Here is a 21090-nt window from a genome sequence, read left to right as displayed (position 1 = left end):
GCATGGCGGCTCCGCGCGCCGTTGATTACTCGCCAATCGGCAACACGCTGCGTCCAAACTTCTCGTTCAGCACTTCGCCCATCGCCAGATAAAAGGCGCTGGCACCACAGACGATGCCCACCCAGCCGGCGATGCGCAGCAGCGCCGCGTGATCCAGTAGATGACCGATAGCCAGCAGCGCAAACAGCAGCGTCAGGCTGGCAAACACAAACTGCAGCATTTTTGCGGCCCGCAGCGTGCCAAAGAACAGAAACAGCGTAAAGAGGCCCCACAGTGCCAGATAAGCGCCGAGGAAATGGCCATCGGCGGCCGCGGCCAGTCCCATTTTTGGCAGCAGCAGAATCGCCACCAGCGTCAGCCAGAAGCTGCCGTAGGAGGTAAAGGCGGTCAGGCCGAAGGTGTTGCCTTTTTTATACTCCAGCAGCCCGGCAAGGATTTGCGCGATGCCGCCATAAAAGAGGCCCATCGCCAGGATAATCACATCCATTTCAAACAGACCGGTGTTGTGTAAGTTGAGCAGGATGGTGGTCATACCAAAACCCATCAGGCCCAGTGGGGCGGGATTCGCCAGCGTGGTGTTGCCCATAATTCCTCAGCAGCAGCGTTATTGTTTATTGGTTTAACGCCCGCGCCAACAGCGGTGGGGCGCGGGGCGCTGCATCATAATCAGGTGGCTTTTGCCGCACTTTGATCTCACGCGGTAAGAGAATCTAAATTTTTTTTAGTTTTAACCCTTGATGCGCTTCGAAGCGGCCCCATTTAGTTGTCATCAAGCATTGTGAGGCAGCAAAAAAATCTGCCGCAGCAGTTGAAAGTGGTCAGCGTGACCGCATCTCTGCTTCACAACCCAATTTGGCAAAGAATTTAAGTGGGAGACGTTTAGATGGGTAAGATTATTGGTATTGACCTGGGTACAACCAACTCATGTGTGGCGATTATGGACGGTGGCAAAGCACGCGTGCTTGAAAACGCCGAAGGCGATCGCACCACACCGTCAATCATTGCATATACCGGGGATGGCGAAACTCTGGTCGGTCAACCGGCTAAACGTCAGGCGGTGACCAACCCGCAGAACACCCTGTTTGCAATCAAGCGCCTGATCGGCCGTCGTTTCCAGGACGAAGAAGTGCAGCGTGATATTAAAATCATGCCGTACAAAATCATCGGTTCTGACAACGGTGACGCATGGCTGGACGTGAAAGGCCAGAAAATGGCACCGCCGCAGATCTCTGCAGAAGTGCTGAAAAAAATGAAGAAAACCGCGGAAGATTTCCTCGGTGAGCCGGTAACCGAAGCGGTTATCACCGTTCCAGCTTACTTCAACGATGCGCAGCGTCAGGCGACTAAAGACGCCGGCCGTATCGCGGGTCTGGACGTAAAACGTATCATCAACGAACCGACCGCAGCGGCACTGGCTTACGGCCTGGATAAAGGCCAGGGCAACCGCACCATCGCGGTATATGACCTGGGTGGTGGTACGTTCGACATCTCTATCATTGAGATCGACGAAGTCGACGGCGAGAAAACCTTTGAAGTACTGGCCACCAACGGTGATACCCACCTGGGCGGTGAAGACTTCGACAGCCGTCTGATCAACTACCTGGTTGCCGAATTCAAGAAAGATCAGGGCATCGATCTGCACAACGATCCGCTGGCGATGCAGCGCCTGAAAGAAGCGGCAGAGAAAGCGAAAATTGAGCTCTCTTCTGCGCAGCAGACCGACGTTAACCTGCCGTACATCACGGCGGATGCGACTGGTCCTAAGCACCTGAACATTAAAGTGACCCGCGCGAAGCTGGAATCACTGGTAGAAGATCTGGTTACCCGTTCAATTGAGCCGCTGAAAGTGGCGCTGAACGACGCTGGCCTGTCGGTTTCTGACATCAACGACGTTATCCTGGTCGGTGGTCAGACGCGTATGCCAATGGTGCAGGCGAAAGTGGCGGAGTTCTTCGGTAAAGAGCCACGTAAAGACGTGAACCCGGACGAAGCAGTCGCTGTGGGTGCTGCGGTACAGGGCGGCGTGCTGGCTGGTGAAGTAAAAGACGTTCTGCTGCTGGACGTGACCCCGCTGTCGCTGGGTATCGAAACCATGGGTGGCGTGATGACGTCGCTGATCAGCAAGAACACCACGATCCCAACCAAGCACAGCCAGGTGTTCTCGACTGCTGAAGACAACCAGTCTGCCGTGACCATTCACGTGCTGCAGGGTGAGCGTAAGCGTTCGGCGGATAACAAATCGCTGGGCCAGTTCAACCTTGACGGTATTCAGCCTGCGCCGCGCGGTATGCCACAGATCGAAGTGACCTTCGACATCGATGCTGACGGTATTCTGCATGTGTCTGCGAAGGACAAAAACAGCGGTAAAGAGCAGAAGATCACCATCAAAGCTTCTTCTGGCCTGAACGAGGAAGAGATCGAAAAAATGGTTCGTGACGCGGAAGCTAACGCCGAGTCAGACCGTAAATTCGAAGAGCTGGTGCAGACGCGTAACCAGGGTGACCAGATTGCGCACAGCACGCGTAAGCAGCTGGACGAAGCCGGTGACAAACTGTCAGCGGAAGACAAAGCACCGATTGAGTCTGCCCTTAACGAGCTGAACACCGCGCTGAAAGGCGAAGATAAAGCAGAAATCGAAGCCAAAATGCAGGCGCTGATGGAAGTGTCCAGCAAGCTGATGGAACTGGCGCAGCAACAGGCTCAGGCCGGCGCAGCGGATGCCGGCGACGCTTCGGCGAAGAAAGATGACGACGTTGTCGACGCTGAATTCGAAGAAGTGAAAGATAAAAAATAATTGCCCCTGACCGGGCGCGACGGCTGGCCTGACAGTCGTTGAAACCAGCACGGGCGTCGGAGATCTCTCCACGCCCGTGCGATCATGTTAAGGGCAGAGAAAAATGGCTAAGAGTGATTTTTACGAGATCTTAGGCGTCTCAAAATCCGCCGATGAGCGCGAAATCAAAAAGGCCTATAAGCGCCTGGCGATGAAGTATCACCCGGACCGTAATCCGGGCGATAAAGAGGCCGAGACGAAATTCAAAGAGGTCAAGGAAGCCTACGAGATCCTCACCGATGCGCAGAAGCGTGCAGCTTACGATCAGTACGGTCATGCGGCGTTTGAGCAGGGCGGTGGTGGCGGCTTCGGCGGCGGCTTTGGTGGCGGCGGTGCCGACTTCAGCGATATCTTTGGCGACGTGTTCGGCGATATCTTTGGTGGTGGTCGCCGTCAGCGCGCCTCACGCGGCGCCGATTTACGCTACAACATGGAACTGACGCTGGAAGAAGCGGTACGCGGCGTGACCAAAGAGATCCGCATTCCTACGCTGGAAGAGTGTGATGTCTGCCACGGCAGCGGCGCCAAAGCGGGCACCCAGCCGCAGACCTGTCCGACCTGTCACGGTGCGGGTCAGGTACAGATGCGTCAGGGCTTCTTTACCGTGCAGCAAGCCTGTCCGACCTGTCACGGTCGCGGCTCGGTGATTAAAGATCCGTGCAACGCCTGTCACGGCCATGGCCGCGTTGAGCGCCAGAAAACGCTGTCGGTGAAAATCCCGGCCGGCGTCGATACCGGCGACCGTATCCGCCTCAGCGGAGAAGGTGAAGCGGGTGAGCATGGCGCACCGGCTGGCGATCTGTACGTGCAGGTTTCGGTGAAAAAACACCCGATCTTTGAGCGTGAAGATAACAACCTGTACTGCGAAGTACCGATCAACTTTGCCATGGCAGCGCTGGGCGGCGAGATTGAAGTGCCGACGCTTGACGGTCGCGTGAAGCTGAAAGTGCCGGCAGAAACCCAGACCGGCAAACTGTTCCGCATGCGCGGCAAAGGCGTGAAGTCGGTGCGCGGCGGTGCGGTCGGCGATCTGCTGTGTCGCGTGGTGGTGGAAACCCCGGTCAGCCTCAACGACAAGCAAAAAGCGCTGCTGCGCGAGCTGGAAGAGAGCTTCGGCGGACCAACCGGCGAGAAAAACAGCCCGCGTTCGAAAAGCTTCTTCGACGGCGTAAAGAAGTTCTTTGACGATCTGACCCGTTAAGCGGGTGCGCAGACAGTAACAAGCGGAGAGGCAACTCTCCGCTTTTTTTATGCGCAGCTCTGCTATGCAGATATTCAACGGCATTGTTTTTCGTCATTCAACGCCTTAACAGATCACCTCCTGTCAAAACGGCAGCATTTTCGCTAGTGACGCAATTTATTGCGCGATAAATCGCGCCGCTACCAATATCGTGCGGCTTGCGACTACCTCAACAGGTCGCCCTTTATGGCGAACTCAAGCCGTGAAAATCCCCGCCAACAAACGCCTCCTCACGTTGTTAAAACCGGCTCCGTTTTCGCCAATAGCATTTTTCGGCATTGCGTCGAAAATATATCATAGGTATCTTGCAAGGCGTTTAATGAGAATGATTTTCGATAACATGCACCATCAGCGGTGTGCGGCAGCGCAGTAGCGCGGGACCGTCGCTGCAGGGAGAGAAACGTTGCCAAACCCGACTCACCACCGCGCTCCACAACGCGTGCGCAATGAATTACGCTTCCGTCACATCACCGTCGCCAGCAAAACGCGGGTGGCCGATGCCTTCTGGCGCATCGTCTTTAGCGGCAGCGATCTGGCGGGGTTCCACTCGCCCTCTTTTGACGACCACATCAAAGTGTTTTTCCCGGATACGCCGGGCGGTGCGCTGGCGCTGCCACACATGACCGACGAAGGCATCGTCTGGCCTGACGGCGTGCGTCCGGCGGCGCGCGACTATACGCCGCTGGCCTTTAACGGCAGCGATTCGCTGACGCTGGATTTTTACATCCACGACGGCGGCGTCGCCAGCAGCTGGGCGAGTGCCGCTCAGCCGGGCGATCGCATTGCGATGGGCGGCCCGCGCGGCTCATGCGTCGTGCCGGTGGATTATGCCTGTCAGATTTATGTCTGTGATGAGACCGGTCTGCCGGCATTTAAGCGCCGCTATCAGGAAATACAGGCACAACAGATTCATCTGCTGGCCTGTGTTGATGAGCCAGTCGGCCGCGCGTATCTTGGTGACCTGCCGGACGTCACGGTGAGCTGGCTCGGCAGCGGCAACATGCAGGCTGAGGCGCTGACGCCGCTGCTGGACCCGATTGTGCTGCCTGCTGATGACTACTTCATCTGGCTGACCGGCGAAGGCGCGGCGGTGAAACAGCTGAGCGATTACTTTACGCAGCAGCGCGCGGCGCACAGCGACCTGGTGCGCGCCGTCGCTTACTGGCATCAGAAATAACCGGCACCCGCCCGCTGCCGCCTGTGTTGAATTTTACCAGGCACCAGACTACTATCAACCTCCCTCAACTGACCCCGGGAAGGCGATGAAACAGCAGCGGGATGTTCCAGAGCACGCCGATGCGGCACAGCGTGCCAGCTGTGCCGGCGCACGCAGAAAGCGGCGCGAAAGGATGCTGGATGCCAGTGATATTCGCCTGCTGATGCTGCACTTTCTGGCCAGCGGCGCGGCGCACGGTTATGAGCTGATCAAATCGGTGGAAGAGTTGTCGAAAGGCGAATATTCCCCCAGCCCCGGCATTATTTATCCCAACCTGACGCTGCTGGAAGAGATGGACGCCATCCGCGTAGTGGATGCCCAGGCCACGCGCAAAGCCTACGCGCTCAACGATGCGGGCCGCGCGCTGCTGGCGGAAAATGGCGAAAACGTGGCGGTGATTATCGGGCGGCTCACTTCGCTGGCGATCCTGGTCAACAACCGCAGCATTCCGCAGGTGGAGCAGGCGATCCATACGCTTCGCTATACGCTCAATCACCGGTTATCGCAGGAGCAGATTTCACCGGCCACGGTGGAGATTGTCGTGGCGGCGCTGCAGGACGCGGCAGAGAAGATCGCCAACAGCTAAGCGCGTTACGGTTTCTTCTTGTCCACGTGCCCCAGTTCGCGATCCGGCCAGCAGACATCGCGCACCCGCTGCTTCAATGCTGCCGCATCGGGAAAGCCGCCTTCCTGTTTGCGTTCCCAAATTACCTGACCATCAATGCTGATCTCGAACACGCCGCCGCTGCCGGGCTGGAGCGTGACCGCGTTGAGATCGCCGGCAAAGGTATGCAGCAGCTCCTGCGCCATCCACGCCGAACGCAGCAGCCAGTTACATTGAGTACAGTAGTGAATGGTTACTGCCGGTTTATCTGCCATCTTATCCCTCCTGTTAGTGCCTGATTAATCATGGGTTAACAAATTGTGCGCACAAAGATACATCCTGATGCAAATGATATTGATAATGATTAGCAATTGCATTAAATTGTTTTCGCCATCATTTTACTCTCTATAAATCCCACAGGCATCCCTGCGGCACCGCGGCCAGTTATACACGGCAGCTGTGCACTGAAGCGCGCATGACACGTGCCACAGGTGCCGGGATCGATAACATTATCTGGCCAGCGTGACGCGCTGTTTCACGGTTTTTAGCATAGAGCCGTGGTTTTCTGGCAGCAAATAAGTGAGCGAATACTAACAATTAACCAGGTATTTCGCGCATGTCTTTCAACCTTCAGGGAACTGTTCAGCAGCGTCTGTGTAAAGTCGCTGTTCTTGCTTCAGCCATTCACGCAGCCTGCAGCTATGCCGCCAGCGACAGCAGTACGCTGGCGCGTTCCGCAGAGAACAACAGCAGCAATGAACCGGTAATGACCGTTACCGCACCTAAGCAGCAGGCCGGCAGCAAAACCACGCTCACCGCCAGCGATCTGCAAAAACGCGGCGCCAATGACTTCGGTTCGATCATGCGTTATGAGCCGCTGGTCAGCGCCACTGGCGCGGCGGGCGGTTCGTCAGCCGGTAAAAGCGGCTTTGACCGTGCAGGCTACACCGGCTACAACATTCGCGGTCTGGAAAGTAACCGTGTCGGTCTGGATATTGATGGCATTCCGGTACCGGACGCCACCGGTCGTCCGTACGTCAGTCGCGCCGGTAACAATACCTTCGGTATCGGTCGCGACTACATCGACCCGTATATGTTTGGCAGCGTCGAAATTGAGAAGGGCGCTACATCGGTGGAACAACCTAACACCGCAATCGGCGGTAACGTATCGTTTCATAACAAGTCGCCGGACGACTATCTCAGCAGCGATAAAACCCACTATTTCGGTTATCAGAGCGACTACAGTTCGGCAGATCGCAGCTGGCACAACGGCATCACCGCGGCGGCAGGGGATGATGAACTGCGCGGCCTGTTTGTCTACAGCCGCCGCGACGGCCAGCAGACGCGCAACAACAGCGGCGTAAAAGACGCCTACCCGGCCAACTGGCACTCGGATGCCTTTATGACGTCGGGCATCTGGCAGCCAAACGATCAGCACAAGCTGAGCGCCACCTTCGACTACTACCACAAAACCACTCACACCCACTACGATACCTGGGACAGCAGCAGCGGCAACACTATTTGGGGCACTGCGCAACAGCAGAGCGATTCGCGCCGCTGGGGCATTAACCTTGCCGATGAGTGGACGCCGTACAACGAGATGATCGATACGCTGACCACGCGAATTTACTGGCAGCAAACCGAGGCGCACGACACCACCTGGTTACCGACCAGCGCCAGTCAGTATGGCTTCGTCTACTCTGACTACAACGTCGATACCTTAGGGTTTGACACGCGCGCCAGCAAAACCCTCGGCCGCCACGAACTGAGCGCAGGCGTCAACGCGCGGGTGGAGAAAAGCGAGCGTCCGTTCCGCCAGGAGCCGAACCCGGGCACCTTCGGCACCATCACCCAGCCACAGTCGGACAGCCGTTCCTGGACCGTGGCCGGTTATCTGCAGGATAAAATCAATTTCGATCTCGATAGCCACAATTTCGCGGTGATTCCCGGCGTGCGCGTTATTCATCAAAGCACCAAACCGAAGAACCTCGGCGATCTGACCAACGGCAGCACGGTGCTGACCGAAGAGCAGGTGGAAAAACTGTACGGCAAGACCAATTCAGACACCGAAGTGCTGCCGTCACTGACCTTCCAGTACGATATCAACCCGGCGCTCACCACCTGGCTGCAATATAAGCGCGGCGTGGAGTTCCCGACCACCAGCCAGCTGTACGGCTCGTGGAACCTTGGTTCAAGCTACGCCGGCAGCGCGCAGTATGCGCTGATTGGTAATGCCGATCTGAAAACCGAGGCCAGCAACAATTTTGAGTGGGGTCTGAAAGGACAGCCGACCGACGGCATCACCCTCAATACCTCGGTGTTCTACAACACCTACAAAAACTTTATTGCCTATACCCGCTATCGTCGCGCCACCAACCCGGCGATGTTCGTCAATGTTCCGGCCAACATCTACACCAGCTATCAGGCTGAGAACCGCGACAAAGCCTACATTTATGGGGCGGAGATCAGCACCCGCGTCAACTACGGCAGCTGGTTCCCGACGGTGGATGGCCTGAGCAGCACGTTCGCGCTCGGCTACAGCGAGGGGAAAGCGAAATCCCGCTATCTGGGCGACAAATACATCGATCTCGACAGTGTCGCGCCGCTGAAAGCGATTGTCGGCGTCGCGTGGGACGACAAAGCGCGCGGTTACGGCGCTGCGCTCACCGCCACCTTCGTCAAAGGCAAACAGGCCAGCGCCACCAACCGTGAGAGCTACAGCAACAGCGGGGCGGCCATCAGCGACGCCAGCAGCGAATACATGCGCGTGCCGGGCTACGGCCTGATCGATGCCACCGCGTACTGGCAGCTGACGAAAAACGTCAGGCTGAGCGGCGGTGTCTACAACATTACCGATCGTAAATACTGGGATTACCTCAGCAGCCGCACGCTGACCAGCGCCAGCGCGCAGGAGCGCAACGACATCAATCTGGCCGTGATGCCGGGACGCACCTGGCAACTGGGCGTGAACGTCGACTTCTAATCACTTTTCGCCCTACGGTGGCGCAGGGCATTTTCACGGGAGCAAGCGTAATGCATCAACGCTATCAACACTATCTGGCGCTGAAAGGCCAGCAGCCAAAAATGTACGCGCGTGATTTAGCCGCGCTGATGGGCATAGGGGAAGCACAGCTGTGCGAGGCGCGCGTGGGCCACGACGCGCAGCCGCTGCGCGCCGATTTTCCGGCGCTGCTGACGGCGCTGGCGGCAGTGGGTGAGACCAAAAGTATTACGCGCAATGCCTGGGCGGTGCACGAACAGGTGGGAACCTACAGCAATCTGCATCTCGGCGAGCATGGCGGGCTGGTGCTTAATCCGCGTGCGCTCGACCAGCGTCTGTTTCCCGCGCAGTGGCACAGTGCTTTCTTCCTGCACGAGCAGACCGCGCACGGCGAACGGCAGAGCATACAGATTTTCGATCGTCACGCCGATGCGGTGCTGAAAATTTACACCACCGCGCAAACGGAGATGCCGGCGTGGCAGGCGTTAATTGAGCGCTTCCGGCTGGCGCACGCGCCTCAGCTGCAGCCGCAGCCGGTCAGTGCCACGCCGTTCAGCGACAGGGTGGATGCCGGCACTGTCGAAGCGGAGTGGCGTGCCATGACCGATGTGCATCAGTTCTTTGGCCTGCTGAAGCGTCACCATCTCTCGCGGTCGCAGGCGTTTCGCGCGGTGCCGGATGATTTAGCGCGTCAGGTGAGCAACACCGCGCTGGCAACGCTGCTGGCCCAGGTACAGCAGGATGGCAATGAAATCATGATTTTCGTCGGCAATCGCGGCTGTACCCAGATCTTTACCGGCACTATCGGGAAAGTGGTGCCGCTGGATAACTGGATTAACGTTTTTAACCCCACGTTCACGCTGCATCTGATGGCGGATCGCATTCACGAGAGCTGGGTGACGCGCAAGCCGGGCGGTGATGGCTTCGTCACCAGTCTGGAGCTGTTTGCTGCCGATGGCACGCAGATTGCCCAGCTTTACGGCCAGCGCAGCGAGGGCACGCCGGAACAGGTACGCTGGCGCGAGCAGGTGATGGCGCTGACGCCGACAGGAGCCGCCGCATGAAAGCGCTGATCCTGACACTGCTTGCTCTGCTGACGCTGCCGGCGTGGGCGGCGCAGCGCATCATTACTATTGGGGGCGATGTAACGCAGATCGTCTACGCGCTGGGTGCGCAGGCGCAGCTGGTGGCGCGCGACAGCACCAGCCAGCATCCGGCGGCGGCCACCAGGCTGCCGGATGTCGGCTACATGCGCCAGCTCAACGCGGAAGGCATTCTGGCACTGAAACCGACGCTGGTACTGGCCAGCGCGCTGGCTAAACCGTCGCTGGTGTTGCAGCAGGTGGCGGACGCCGGGGTAACGGTGGTGGAGGTCAGTGGGGATAACCGCCTCGATGCCATCACGGACAAAATCGCCACTATTGGCAACGCGCTGCAGCGTGAACAGGCGGCCCGCGCGTTGATCGACAAGGTCAACAAACAGCGTGCGCAGCTACCGCAGCAGCCGCTGCCGGTGAAAGTGCTGTTTATCATGGCGCACGGCGGTTTACGCACCCAGGCGGCTGGTGCGCAGACCGGCGCTGACGGCGCAATTCGCGCTGCCGGCCTGGTCAATGCCATGGGCGCGGTGCCTCACTATCAGCAGCTGTCACAGGAGGGCGTTGTGGCGGCAGCACCGGATTTGGTGGTGGTCGGCGAAGAAGGGCTGCGCACGCTGGGGGGCGAACAGGCGGTGTGGGCGCTGCCGGGCCTGCAGCTGACGCCGGCCGGCCAGCATCACGCGCTGCTGGTGATTGATGAGATGGCGCTGCTGAGTTTCGGCCTCGATACGCCGGGCGCGATTTTGCGTCTGCGCCATGCGGCGGAAGCCGTGCAGCATGATTAACCGCCTGATGATGCGCTGGCTGATGTTAATGAGTTTCAGCATGCTGGTGTGCATGCTGCTGGCGGCCAACCTCGGCGCGATGCCGCTGTCGCTGCGCACGCTGTGGCAGGCGCCGCTTAGCGATCTGGCCTGGCAAATCTGGCTCACAATTCGCCTGCCGCGCGTATTGCTGGCGGTGCTGACTGGCATGGCGCTGGCGGTGTCCGGCGCGGTGATGCAGGGGCTGTTTCGTAATCCGCTGGCCGATCCCGGACTGCTGGGTATCAGCAGCGGTGCCGGGCTGGCGGTGGCGCTCTCAGTGGTGTTGCCCGTCAGCCTGCCGCCGTTGCTGACGCTGTGGCTGCCCTCGCTGGCAGCGTTTGCCGGCAGCCTGGTGGTGACGCTGCTGATCTTCAGCTTTAGCCGGCTGGCGCAGGGTCAGCTGGCGCGCCTGCTGCTGGTGGGCATTGCGATTAATGCGCTGTGCGGCGCGGCGGTTGGCGTGCTGTCATGGCTGAGCAACGACCAGCAGCTGCGTCAGCTGTCGCTGTGGGGCATGGGCAGCCTGACGGGTGCCCAGTGGCCGAGCCTGCTGGTGTGTGCGCTGCTGATCGTTCCGGCGCTGCTGCTGGTGCAGACGCGCGCGCGTCGCCTCAATCTGCTGCAGCTGGGCGAAGAGGACGCGCACTATATGGGCGTCGATGTTAAACGCACGCAGCGCCAGCTGCTGGTGCTGAGTGCGCTGCTGGTGGGCACGGCGGTGGCGGTCAGCGGTATTATCGGTTTTGTCGGGCTGGTGGTGCCGCATGTGATGCGTTTTTGTCTCGGCAGTGACCACCGATGGCTGCTGCCGGGCGCGGCGCTGGCGGGAGCGATTCTGCTGTTGCTGGCGGATACGCTGGCGCGCACCGTGGTGATTCCGGCCGAAATGCCGGTCGGGCTGCTAACGAGTCTGCTGGGCGGGCCGTGGTTCCTGTGGCAGATTCTGCGCCAGCAAAGGGGGCTGAATGAGTGAGCAGTTGCAGGCGCGCGGACTGCGGTTTTGCCAGGGAACGCGTACCTTAATCGATGATGTTTCCCTGACGCTGCCGCCAGGCGAGATGGTTGCCCTGATCGGTCCTAACGGTGCCGGTAAGTCGACGCTGCTGCGGCTGCTGACCGGCTTTCTGCACGCGGACGCTGGCGAATGCTGGCTGGGCGATCGTCCACTGGCGGCCTGGCCGCGCGAACCGCTGGCCCAGCGCCGGGCAGTGATGCGCCAGCAAAACAGCGTCACCTTTCCGCTGCCGGCTGCCGACGTGGTGGCGATGGGGCGCGCACCCTGGCCGACCGGTAACTGCCAGGCGGTGGTGCAGGAGGTGATGCAGTTAACCGGCAGCGCGCCGCTGGCGCAGCGCGACTATCGGTCGCTGTCGGGCGGGGAACAGCAGCGCGTGCAGCTGGCCCGGGTGCTGGCGCAGCTGTGGCATGACGACGGCCCGCGCGGCTGGCTGTTGCTGGATGAACCCACCTCCGCGCTCGATCTCTACTGGCAGCAGTCCACTCTGCGCCTGCTGCACCGGCTGACGCGCAATGGCCGCTTCAGCGTCTGCGCGGTGCTGCACGATTTGAATCTGGCCTCACTGTGGTCGGATCGGGTGTTATTGTTACACCACGGCCAGCTGGTGGCGCAGGGCGCACCGCACGCGGTGATGACCGAACCGATCCTGACGCGCTGGTATCAGGCCGACCTGCAGGTGGTTACGCCGCCAGCGCAGGATCGGCCGCAGATACAGTTGCGGCCATAACGGCACCCTGCACCGGGTCAGGGCACCTGGCGGCAATCGACAATCAGCCGACCACGCACCTGGCCCGCCAGCAGCTGTTCTGCGCCTGCGCGCGCCTCACTCAGTGGGATCACTTTGGTCATCTGCTCCAGCTGCGCGCCGTCAACCAGCTCCGCCAGACGCTGCCACGCCTGCTGACGCAGCGGTTTGGCGCACATCACGCTGTCCACGCCGGCCAGCGTAACGCCGCGCAGAATAAACGGCGCAACGCTGGTGGGCAGATCGAGGCCCTGCGCCATGCCGCAGGCGGCGACCACGCCGTCGCGCTGGATCCCGGCTAACACATTGGCCAGCGTGTGGCTGCCGACGCTATCGATCGCGGCGGCCCAGCGCTCTTTCGCCAGCGGTTTGCCGGGCGCGCTCAGTTCGTTACGGTCGATAATCGCGGAGGCGCCGAGCGTATCGAGCAGGTAGGCGCTGTCGCTGGCGCGGCCGCTGGATGCCACGACCTCATAGCCGAGACGTGCCAGCAGGCTCACGCTGAAGCTACCCACGCCGCCGCTGGCACCGGTAACCAGTACCGGACCGTGCTGCGGTGTGATGCCCTGTTTTTCCAGCGCCAGCACGCACAGCATCGCGGTAAAGCCGGCGGTGCCAATCGCCATGGTTTGCAGCGGGCTGAGCGCCGCCGGGACCTTGACCAGCCAGTCGCCGGAGACGCTGGCTTTCTGCGCCAGCCCGCCCCAGTGTTTTTCACCCACGCCCCAGCCGGTGAGCAGCGCAACATCGTCCTGCTGCCACTCCGGATGACGGCTGTGGATCACCCGGCCAACAAAATCGATGCCCGGCACCATGGGAAACTGGCGCACAATCGGCCCTTTATTGCAGATGGCCAGCGCGTCTTTGTAGTTGAGGGTGGAGTAGCTTACTTCGAGGGTAACATCGTGATCGGGCAATTGTTGCTCTGACAGATCCTGCAGGGATGTGCGGTATCCCTGTTCATCATTTTCAATGACCAGTGCCTTGAACATGCAGCCTCCGGCTGGTTGGGAGAAGTGCGCTCCATAGTACGCTTCTGCCGCAGGGAGTGCCAGGCGGATGGGCGCGGCAGGCGGTCGCTATCGCACCGGTGTTACATTCTGCATAACTTTGCGTAATCTTCGACTATTCAGGCAGTTAAAAATAGACGCCTTAACTATTATTCATTTAAATCAATGAAGTAGCACATTGGTGTTCTGCATCAAAATTCCGCCCTGATTGGTTGTTCCCGGTAAAAAAAGATGCCATCATGTCGCCCGAATTTCTTCCCCATCTTCATCGCTGAGGACGCCGCCATGTCCGGTACAATGCACGTCTGCACTTGTCGCCGTGCGCTTCATGACAAGCGCGCCTCTGTCATCTGTTGTTCGCATTTCCCGCTCACCATGCGGTGAGGCTACGCCCCGTTCGCTGTTGGATATGAGTAAAGACAGACGCGATCTGGCTTTACTGATGTCTATCGGTTGCGGCCGCCGGACGTTATTCGCCGGGGAAATTTCCTCATTGCTGTGCCTCTGGCACCCACTCATCCTTCATTACGGGGATTTGTGTTATGAACCCATTGAAAATTGCTGCCAGCGTAGCGGTAGCGCCAAGCCTGAGTCTCAACACCGCGCGCGACGTGGTGACGCTGGATAATACCGATTTCACCGACGTAGCCGCGGTAGTGGTCTCGCTGGCCGATACACGCAGCGGCGTGCTGACGCTGCTGCGCCAGACCGGCTTCAATCTGCCGGTGTTTGTCGCGAACGCCTTTGATGACGCGGTGCTGACGCTGCCGGGCGTGACCGGAGAGATCAACGGCGCAGCGGAAGAGTGGCAGGCGCTGGAGCAGGCGGCGCAGGCGTACGAGGCGGAACTGCTGCCGCCGTTTTTCGACACCCTGACGCGCTATGTCGATATGCAGAACAGCACCTTTGCCTGTCCGGGCCATCAGGGCGGGGCGTTTTTCCGCCGCCATCCGGCCGGACGTCAGTTTTATGAGTTCTACGGCGAGAACGTCTTTCGCTCCGATATGTGTAACGCGGACGTCAAGCTGGGCGATTTACTGATCCACGAAGGCTCGGCCAAGGATGCGCAGAAATATGCCGCGCGCGTGTTCAACGCCGATAAAACCTACTTCGTGCTGAACGGTACCTCCAGCGCCAACAAAGTGGTGACCAACGCGCTGCTGACGCGCGGCGATCTGGTGCTGTTTGACCGCAATAACCATAAATCTAACCACCACGGTGCGCTGATCCAGGCAGGCGCCACGCCGGTTTATCTGGAAGCGGCGCGTAATCCGTTTGGTTTTATTGGCGGCATTGATGCGCACTGTTTCGACGAGACGTATCTGCGCGAGCAGGTGCGCCAGGTCGCGCCACAGCGCGCGGATCAGCCGCGTCCGTTCCGACTGGCGATCATCCAGCTTGGTACCTACGATGGCACGGTATACAACGCGCGCCAGGTAGTGGATCGCATCGGGCATCTGTGTGACTACATTCTGTTTGATTCGGCATGGCTGGGTTATGAGCAGTTTATTCCGCTGATGGCCGGCTGCTCGCCGCTGACGCTGGAGCTCAATGAGAACGATCCGGGGATTTTTGTCACCCAGTCGGTGCATAAGCAGCTGGCGGGCTTCTCGCAGACTTCGCAGATTCACAAGAAAGATAACCACATTCGCGGCCAGAAACGCTTCTGCCCACACAAGCGGCTGAACAACGCGTTTATGCTGCACGCCTCAACCAGCCCGTTCTATCCGCTGTTCGCTGCGCTGGATATCAACGCCAGAATGCATCAGGGCGAAGCGGGGCGCAGCATGTGGCACGACTGCGTCACGCTGGGCATTGAGGCACGCAAAGCGATCCTTGAGCGCTGCAGCCTGATTCAGCCCTTCCTGCCGGAGCAGGTGCACGGCAAGCCATGGCAGGCGGCAGAAACCGCCACCATCGCCGCCGATCCGGCGTATTTCAGCTTCGAACCGGGCGCGAAGTGGCACGGTTTTGCCGGTTACGATGCCGGACAGTATCTGGTGGACCCGTGCAAACTGCTGCTCACCACGGCAGGCATCGATGCCACCAGCGGCGAATACACCCGCTTTGGCATTCCGGCCACCATTCTCGCCAACTATCTGCGCGAGAACGGTATCGTACCGGAGAAGTGCGATCTCAACTCGATCCTGTTCCTGCTGACCCCAGCGGAAACGCCGGAAAAAATGGCACACCTGGTGGCGATGCTGGAGCAGTTTGAACAGCACGTGCGGGAAGATGCGCTGCTGGCCGAAGTGCTGCCGAGCGTGTATCGCAGGCACGTTGAGCGCTATCAGGGCTACACGCTGCGTCGCCTGTGCCAGGAGATGCACGATTTGTACGTCAGCTACGACGTCAAGGATCTGCAGCGCGACATGTTCCGCCAGGCGTGTTTCCCGAAAGTCGAGGTCAATCCGCAGGATGCGCATCAGGCGTATATTCGCGGTGACGTTGAGCTGGTGCCGATCGCCAGTGCCGAAGGGCGCATTGCCGCCGAGGGGGCGCTGCCGTATCCGCCGGGTGTGCTGTGCGTAGTGCCAGGCGAAACCTGGGGCGGGGCAGTGCAGCGCTATTTCCTCGCGCTGGAAGCGGGTATCAATCTGCTGCCGGGCTTTTCACCGGAGTTGCAGGGGGTTTACACCGAGGAGGATGACAGCGGGCACAAGCGGTTAGTGGCGAATATGATGTTGTAGGAGGGGGCTGTTCCCCCATCGCACGCTACCTTCTCCCGCAGGCGGGAGAAGGTAGCGATGAGCGCGAATCAATAACGGTGGTAGCTGCGCTGTGCCTGGCTCACTTTGTACAGATAGCGGCGCGACTCGGCCGACGGATGATTGGTGGTCAGCGTCTGATACACCTGGCTCGGTGACATGCCGTTGATGGTGGCGAAGGCGCGGTCTTTATCGCTGGAGAACACGCGCAGCACGCTGCCCGCCCCGCCGTTATAAGCGGTGATCACTGCGTAACGGCGCGACAGCGGATCCTGAATCCCGCCGAGATAGCTCTTCTGCAGCAGCGACAGATAAGCGGTACCGGCATCAATATTATTGGCCGGATCGAGCAGATAGCTGCGGCTCGGTTTACCCCATTTGCCCTTCATGCGGAACACATCGACCCCGGCAGTATGCTGCACCACCTGCATCAGACCCAGCGCATCGGCGTTGCTTACCGCATAAGGGTTGAAGCTCGATTCGGTCTGCATGATCGCCAGAATCAGCGAGGCATCAACGCCATACTGTTCGGCCGCTTTGCGCACCAGCGGCAGATATTTATGCGCACGTTTGTCGAGGTGGTTAGGCACCATCGGAATGGTCACCGACCAGATAACGTGCAGCCCGGAGGTGCGTTTCTGCAGTTTGTTCTGAATCAGGTAATCAGCAAAGTTACCGGCGCGTCCCTGCCAGCGGATCGGCTGACCGGTGTTATCCAGCACCTGGCCGTACAGCAGTGGCTCTTTACTGATCTGAATATCGTTGGCGTCGGAGTAGAGATCGACGTTGCCCGGATCGTCACCAATCAACAGCGTGGTGATGATGGCCTGACGCAGGCTGGCCATCGGATCGGTGCCGGAAATGGTCTCAATGGTGATGCTACCGCTGTCGAAGTTGATGTGACTGCGGGTGTAATAGTTATCGCTGTATTTGACGTAGTCCTTGGGGCCGGCGATCAGAACCTCATTGATTCCCCAGATATTCTCGATGTTGGCGGCAAATTGCCCCATCAGAATGTCAAAACCGTTGGTGTCCTTAACCCACTCTTCATGGTACTGCGATTTTTTTTGTCCGGAGCAGGAGACTAACAGGGGGGCGATGACCAGCAGTGCTATCAGTTTTTTATTCATTGTGAATGCGTGCCTGACTCGAAAAAGAGGGCCTCAAAGGGAGGCCCTGAACGTTTATTTTTCTGGCGGGGTGTAACCTTCAATGTGCACATCTTTGCCTTCGAACAGGAAATTCACCATCTCCTTCTCCAGCACTTTGCGATCTTCCGGGTTCATCATGTTGAGCTTCTTCTCGTTGATCAACATGGTCTGCTTAGACATCCACTGCTGCCAGGCTTCTTTGGAAATCTCATTGTAGATGCGCTTACCCAGTTCGCCAGGATAGAGCTGAAAGTCCTGGCCTTCAGCGTCGCGTTGCAGATAAGTACAAAAAATGGTGCGGCTCATTACTCTTCCTCTTCGGTCAAACTGGTTCGCAGTTGAAGCTGCCGGGGATGGCGTAGCTCATGCAGCAGGCGCTCTACCGGCGCGGCCAGCCCCACTGACGGTGGTTGCGCTAAGTTATACCAGAGACCGCCGGCTTCATCCATCAGCGACCCGGAGGAAGGCCACGCCAGCCACATAGGCACAATATCTAAGTGGAAATGGCTGAAGGTGTGGCGAAACGCGGTAAGCTGCTGCGGCTTCGCGTGGATGCCGCGCGCCGCCAGCCAGTCAGTCAGCGCTTGCTCACTGGTGAACTGCGGGAAGCAGAACAGGCCGCCCCACAAACCCACCGGCGGACGCTGTTCCAGATACACCTCGTCGCCGTGCTGCAGCATCAGGAACCAGCCGCTGCGCTCTGGCAGCGTGACTTTCGGTTTCTTACCGGGATAATCAGCCCAGTTGCCTTGTGCATAGGCCGCGCAGCCGCTATTCAGCGGGCAGATTTCGCATTTCGGGCGGGAGCGAGTACACACTAACGCGCCGAGATCCATCATCGCCTGATTGAACTGGCTGACGCCTTCCGCTGGCGTGACGTCTTCACTGATCTGCCACAGTCGCTTCTCCACCTCTTTTTTGCCCGGCCAGCCGCTCACCGCATAGCAGCGCGCCAGCACGCGTTTTACGTTGCCGTCGAGGATCGGGAAATGCAGGCCAAGCGACAGCGACAGAATCGCGCCCGCCGTGGAGCGGCCGACGCCCGGCAGCGCCGCGACGTCATCGAAATGGGGCGGGAATACGCCGCCGTGCAGCTCAACCACCTGTTTAGCCGCCTTGTGCAGGTTACGCGCCCGTGCGTAATAGCCGAGGCCGGTCCACAGATGCAGCACTTCATCAAGCGGCGCGGCGGCCAGGTCGGCAACCGTGGGGAAGCGCGCCATAAAGCGTTCGAAATAGGGAATAACGGTGGCAACCTGCGTCTGCTGCAGCATCACTTCGGAGAGCCACACCTTATAGGGCGTTTTCTCCAGCTGCCACGGCAGAGTTTTACGGCCAAAGCGTTGGTACCACTCCAGCACCTGTTGCGCGAACTGCAGCGCCTGCATCATAAGAAGGAAATTTTCCGTGTTTACTCTACAATCAGGCAGGAATTCCAGCACAGAGACATCAGGGTGTAAACCGGAAGATTGCAAAGGCTTGCTTCTGTTACTTAACTTTGCATAATGCCCGTTTCCCTGAACAGGCTAACCAGCAGGTTTCAACATGATTAATGACGTCATCACCCCGGAATTTGATGAGAACGGGCGGCCTTTGCGCCGTATCCGCAGTTTTGTGCGCCGCCAGGGGCGCTTAACGAAAGGACAGCAGCTCGCGCTCGACAATTACTGGCCGGAGATGGGCGTCGAGTATCAGCCGCAGCCGCTGGACATGGTTGCGCTGTTTGGCCGCGAAGCGCCGCTGGTGCTGGAGATTGGTTTTGGCATGGGCGCCTCGCTGGTGACCATGGCGCAGAACAATCCGCATCAGAACTTCCTCGGCATTGAAGTGCATGCGCCGGGCGTCGGTGCCTGTCTGGCCTCGGCCAAAGAGGCTGGCGTGCAGAATCTGCGCGTGATGTGTCACGACGCGGTGGAAGTGCTGGAGAACATGGTGCCGGACAATTCGCTGCGCATGGTGCAGCTGTTTTTCCCGGATCCATGGCATAAGGCGCGCCACAACAAGCGCCGCATCGTCCAGGTACCGTTTGCCGAGCTGGTGCTGCGCAAGCTGAAGCTGGGCGGCGTGTTCCACATGGCGACCGACTGGGAAGAGTACGCCACGCACATGCTGGAAGTGATGAGCAGCATCGATGGCTATAGCAATCAGTCGGAGAGCCAGAATTACGTGCCGCGTCCGGAAACGCGTCCGTTAACCAAATTTGAGCAGCGCGGGCAGCGACTGGGCCATGGCGTATGGGATCTGATGTTTGAGAGGGTGAAATAATGGCTGTAAAACGTAGCCGCCGTTTACGTAAAAAGTTGCATGTTGATGAGTTTCAGGAGCTGGGCTTCTCTGTTGCCTGGCGTTTTGCCGAAGGCACCAGCGAGGAAGAGGTGGATGCCACGCTCGATCAGTTCATCAATGAGGTGATCGATCCGAATGGTCTGGCCTATGACGGCAGCGGCTATCTGGTGTGGGAAGGGCTGGTGTGTCTGCAGCAGACCGGCAAATGCACCGACGCGCACCGCGAGCTGGTGCGTAACTGGCTGGAAAAGAAAAATCTCGCCGATATTCAGGTCACTGAACTCTTCGACGTTTGGTGGGACTAAGTATCACCACTGGCGATAACTTCGCGCGATGAATCGCGCCGCTACACATTCAGTGCGTGTTGGTTGATTCGCTTGTCCAATGCACCTTTCGTAGCGGCGCAATTTATTGCGCATCGCCAGACGCAGCACAATGCCACCGCTTATCAGACTATTCACATCTGCAGGAGATTTCATGGTTCGTAAGGCTCTTCTCGCCGCGCTGCTGCTGGCGGCAGCTCAGGCGCATGCTGACTATCAGTGCAGCGTCAATCCAAAGGATGACGTGATCATCAAACCCCAGAGCGTGCAGGTGGTGGGCAGCAACGGCAACCTTGAAATCACGCCGCAGGGCGATGTGCAGTTCAACGGCAAGACGGTGAGCGTCGATAACGCCACGCGCCAGCAGGCGATTGACTACCAGAACGCGCTGCGTCGCGATCTGTCGTGGGTTGATAGCGGCGCAACCACCCGTCTGGAGCGGGGCCGCGTGGCGCTGGATAAAGTGATTGTCGAAAAACTCGGGGCGGACAGCAATGTGCGCAATCGCCTGACCACGCTGAACGGCCAGCTCAAGCAGCAGATGAACCGCATCATCGAGCATCGCCCGGATGGCCTGACCTTCCATCATCAGGCCATTGAGCAGGTGCGCGCCGACGGCGAGAAGCTGGTGCAGAGCACGCTGGGCGGGGTGTTGCAGGATAGCCTGAACGAGATGGGTACCAAACAGGCCGCCAGCGGCAGCAATCCGCTGCAGGCGCTGATGGGCAACCTCGGCGGGCTACAGCAGTCGATTCAGACTGAATGGAACAATCAGGAGCAGGATTTCCAGAACTTCGGTCATGAAGTGTGTAACCGGGTGACCGCACTGGAAAGCCAGCGCAAGACGCTGATGCAGAACGTAAAGGGCTAAGCCAGCCGCGTTGCCGCTGAATGCACGGAACATCACGGCGTCATTGTTCTTCTGAACAGTGGCGCCTTTTTTATCCCCGCAACTTTTAAGCCATGATTTAACGGGTTGTCTTAGATTCGGGACGAATCTGATAACGGCAAAATTTCCGCATTAATAACTATATCAACGGGCATTCAGC

At 59.0% G+C, this 21090-nt stretch carries 19 protein-coding genes; 13 read left to right on the top strand and 6 right to left on the bottom strand.

The annotated features are described in order from the left end of the window. Window positions 1-25: 25 nt before the first annotated feature. Window positions 26-586: an acetate uptake transporter gene (satP, locus tag CBW22_RS22290; RefSeq protein WP_088517901.1), complete on the bottom strand. Its 561-nt coding sequence runs from the start codon at window positions 584-586 to the stop codon at window positions 26-28. A gap of 297 nt (window positions 587-883) precedes the next feature. Between satP and dnaK the strand changes: the two genes are divergently transcribed. The 4 genes from dnaK to CBW22_RS22270 all read left to right on the top strand — a co-directional run bounded on the left by dnaK (window position 884) and on the right by CBW22_RS22270 (window position 5875). Then, window positions 884-2794, top strand: a complete 1911-nt coding sequence (dnaK, locus tag CBW22_RS22285; RefSeq protein ID WP_021508662.1) for a molecular chaperone DnaK — start codon at window positions 884-886, stop codon at window positions 2792-2794. 103 nt (window positions 2795-2897) lie between these two features. Continuing rightward, the gene (gene dnaJ, locus CBW22_RS22280; protein ID WP_021508663.1) at window positions 2898-4034 is read left to right on the top strand and encodes a molecular chaperone DnaJ; all 1137 of its coding nucleotides are present in this window, start codon (window positions 2898-2900) and stop codon (window positions 4032-4034) included. A 442-nt stretch (window positions 4035-4476) separates the two neighbouring features. Next, the gene (locus CBW22_RS22275; RefSeq protein WP_088517900.1) at window positions 4477-5250 is read left to right on the top strand and encodes a siderophore-interacting protein; all 774 of its coding nucleotides are present in this window, start codon (window positions 4477-4479) and stop codon (window positions 5248-5250) included. 85 nt (window positions 5251-5335) lie between these two features. Next, window positions 5336-5875 carry a PadR family transcriptional regulator gene (locus tag CBW22_RS22270; protein WP_021314062.1) on the top strand — a complete coding sequence of 180 codons (540 nt, stop codon included), beginning with the start codon at window positions 5336-5338 and terminating at the stop codon, window positions 5873-5875. A gap of 5 nt (window positions 5876-5880) precedes the next feature. Here CBW22_RS22270 and CBW22_RS22265 read toward each other — a convergent pair whose 3' ends face one another. Next, on the bottom strand, window positions 5881-6168 hold the full coding sequence (locus CBW22_RS22265) for a SelT/SelW/SelH family protein (protein WP_088517899.1): 288 nt from the start codon (window positions 6166-6168) through the stop codon (window positions 5881-5883). Between the two features lie 341 nt (window positions 6169-6509). On the opposite strand from CBW22_RS22265, the gene CBW22_RS22260 reads away from it, so the two are divergent. The 5 genes from CBW22_RS22260 to CBW22_RS22240 are packed head-to-tail and all read left to right on the top strand — an operon-like array spanning window position 6510 to window position 12545. Continuing rightward, on the top strand, window positions 6510-8876 hold the full coding sequence (locus tag CBW22_RS22260; RefSeq protein ID WP_088517898.1) for a TonB-dependent receptor domain-containing protein: 2367 nt from the start codon (window positions 6510-6512) through the stop codon (window positions 8874-8876). Window positions 8877-8926: 50 nt separating this feature from the next. Further along, window positions 8927-9958 carry a hemin-degrading factor gene (locus CBW22_RS22255; RefSeq protein ID WP_088517897.1) on the top strand — a complete coding sequence of 344 codons (1032 nt, stop codon included), beginning with the start codon at window positions 8927-8929 and terminating at the stop codon, window positions 9956-9958. Continuing rightward, entirely contained in the window at window positions 9955-10779 is an 825-nt protein-coding gene (locus CBW22_RS22250; protein WP_088517896.1) for a heme/hemin ABC transporter substrate-binding protein, read from the top strand. The genes CBW22_RS22255 and CBW22_RS22250 overlap by 4 nt, the downstream gene beginning before the upstream one ends. Further along, complete coding sequence (locus CBW22_RS22245; protein WP_088517895.1) at window positions 10772-11773, top strand: FecCD family ABC transporter permease; 1002 nt, start codon at window positions 10772-10774, stop codon at window positions 11771-11773. The genes CBW22_RS22250 and CBW22_RS22245 overlap by 8 nt, the downstream gene beginning before the upstream one ends. Next, window positions 11766-12545, top strand: coding sequence for a heme ABC transporter ATP-binding protein (locus CBW22_RS22240; protein ID WP_088517894.1), 780 nt, complete (start codon window positions 11766-11768; stop codon window positions 12543-12545). Before CBW22_RS22245 ends, CBW22_RS22240 begins: the two co-directional genes overlap by 8 nt. A gap of 17 nt (window positions 12546-12562) precedes the next feature. Here the strand turns inward: CBW22_RS22240 and acuI are convergent, their stop codons facing one another. Further along, window positions 12563-13555, bottom strand: coding sequence for an acrylyl-CoA reductase (NADPH) (acuI, locus tag CBW22_RS22235; protein ID WP_088517893.1), 993 nt, complete (start codon window positions 13553-13555; stop codon window positions 12563-12565). Between the two features lie 560 nt (window positions 13556-14115). Here acuI and CBW22_RS22230 point away from each other — a divergent pair. Next, complete coding sequence (locus CBW22_RS22230; protein ID WP_088517892.1) at window positions 14116-16263, top strand: ornithine decarboxylase; 2148 nt, start codon at window positions 14116-14118, stop codon at window positions 16261-16263. A gap of 68 nt (window positions 16264-16331) precedes the next feature. On the opposite strand, the gene mltC is transcribed toward CBW22_RS22230, so the two are convergent. The 3 genes from mltC to mutY are packed head-to-tail and all read right to left on the bottom strand — an operon-like array spanning window position 16332 to window position 18823. Then, window positions 16332-17411 (bottom strand): membrane-bound lytic murein transglycosylase MltC, encoded by a 1080-nt coding sequence (mltC, locus tag CBW22_RS22225; RefSeq protein WP_021506619.1) that lies wholly within the window; start codon window positions 17409-17411, stop codon window positions 16332-16334. A gap of 54 nt (window positions 17412-17465) precedes the next feature. Continuing rightward, window positions 17466-17738 carry an oxidative damage protection protein gene (locus CBW22_RS22220; protein WP_010617014.1) on the bottom strand — a complete coding sequence of 91 codons (273 nt, stop codon included), beginning with the start codon at window positions 17736-17738 and terminating at the stop codon, window positions 17466-17468. Continuing rightward, complete coding sequence (gene mutY, locus CBW22_RS22215; RefSeq protein WP_088517891.1) at window positions 17738-18823, bottom strand: A/G-specific adenine glycosylase; 1086 nt, start codon at window positions 18821-18823, stop codon at window positions 17738-17740. The genes CBW22_RS22220 and mutY overlap by 1 nt, the downstream gene beginning before the upstream one ends. 154 nt (window positions 18824-18977) lie before the next feature. Between mutY and trmB the strand changes: the two genes are divergently transcribed. The 3 genes from trmB to CBW22_RS22200 all read left to right on the top strand — a co-directional run bounded on the left by trmB (window position 18978) and on the right by CBW22_RS22200 (window position 20912). Then, on the top strand, window positions 18978-19697 hold the full coding sequence (gene trmB / locus CBW22_RS22210) for a tRNA (guanosine(46)-N7)-methyltransferase TrmB (protein ID WP_021506621.1): 720 nt from the start codon (window positions 18978-18980) through the stop codon (window positions 19695-19697). Then, entirely contained in the window at window positions 19697-20023 is a 327-nt protein-coding gene (locus tag CBW22_RS22205) for a YggL family protein (protein WP_021313105.1), read from the top strand. The genes trmB and CBW22_RS22205 overlap by 1 nt, the downstream gene beginning before the upstream one ends. Before the next feature lie 172 nt (window positions 20024-20195). Continuing rightward, window positions 20196-20912, top strand: coding sequence for a DUF2884 domain-containing protein (locus CBW22_RS22200; protein ID WP_088517890.1), 717 nt, complete (start codon window positions 20196-20198; stop codon window positions 20910-20912). Window positions 20913-21090 lie beyond the last annotated feature (178 nt).

The organism is Pantoea sp. VS1, assembly GCF_002207995.1.
GTDB classification, from domain to species: Bacteria; Pseudomonadota; Gammaproteobacteria; order Enterobacterales; family Enterobacteriaceae; genus Pantoea; species Pantoea dispersa.
The sequence above is the reverse complement of the archived record's forward strand: the minus strand, read 5'-3'. Positions and strand labels throughout refer to the sequence as shown.

Coding starts and splice junctions, on each gene's coding strand:
- satP (WP_088517901.1), bottom strand. CDS start 586: ATGGGCAACACCACGCTGGCGAATCCCGCCCCACTGGGCCTGATGGGT.
- dnaK (WP_021508662.1), top strand. CDS start 884: ATGGGTAAGATTATTGGTATTGACCTGGGTACAACCAACTCATGTGTG.
- dnaJ (WP_021508663.1), top strand. CDS start 2,898: ATGGCTAAGAGTGATTTTTACGAGATCTTAGGCGTCTCAAAATCCGCC.
- CBW22_RS22270 (WP_021314062.1), top strand. CDS start 5,336: ATGAAACAGCAGCGGGATGTTCCAGAGCACGCCGATGCGGCACAGCGT.
- CBW22_RS22265 (WP_088517899.1), bottom strand. CDS start 6,168: ATGGCAGATAAACCGGCAGTAACCATTCACTACTGTACTCAATGTAAC.
- CBW22_RS22260 (WP_088517898.1), top strand. CDS start 6,510: ATGTCTTTCAACCTTCAGGGAACTGTTCAGCAGCGTCTGTGTAAAGTC.
- CBW22_RS22255 (WP_088517897.1), top strand. CDS start 8,927: ATGCATCAACGCTATCAACACTATCTGGCGCTGAAAGGCCAGCAGCCA.
- CBW22_RS22250 (WP_088517896.1), top strand. CDS start 9,955: ATGAAAGCGCTGATCCTGACACTGCTTGCTCTGCTGACGCTGCCGGCG.
- CBW22_RS22245 (WP_088517895.1), top strand. CDS start 10,772: ATGATTAACCGCCTGATGATGCGCTGGCTGATGTTAATGAGTTTCAGC.
- CBW22_RS22240 (WP_088517894.1), top strand. CDS start 11,766: ATGAGTGAGCAGTTGCAGGCGCGCGGACTGCGGTTTTGCCAGGGAACG.
- acuI (WP_088517893.1), bottom strand. CDS start 13,555: ATGTTCAAGGCACTGGTCATTGAAAATGATGAACAGGGATACCGCACA.
- CBW22_RS22230 (WP_088517892.1), top strand. CDS start 14,116: ATGAACCCATTGAAAATTGCTGCCAGCGTAGCGGTAGCGCCAAGCCTG.
- mltC (WP_021506619.1), bottom strand. CDS start 17,411: ATGAATAAAAAACTGATAGCACTGCTGGTCATCGCCCCCCTGTTAGTC.
- CBW22_RS22220 (WP_010617014.1), bottom strand. CDS start 17,738: ATGAGCCGCACCATTTTTTGTACTTATCTGCAACGCGACGCTGAAGGC.
- mutY (WP_088517891.1), bottom strand. CDS start 18,823: ATGATGCAGGCGCTGCAGTTCGCGCAACAGGTGCTGGAGTGGTACCAA.
- trmB (WP_021506621.1), top strand. CDS start 18,978: ATGATTAATGACGTCATCACCCCGGAATTTGATGAGAACGGGCGGCCT.
- CBW22_RS22205 (WP_021313105.1), top strand. CDS start 19,697: ATGGCTGTAAAACGTAGCCGCCGTTTACGTAAAAAGTTGCATGTTGAT.
- CBW22_RS22200 (WP_088517890.1), top strand. CDS start 20,196: ATGGTTCGTAAGGCTCTTCTCGCCGCGCTGCTGCTGGCGGCAGCTCAG.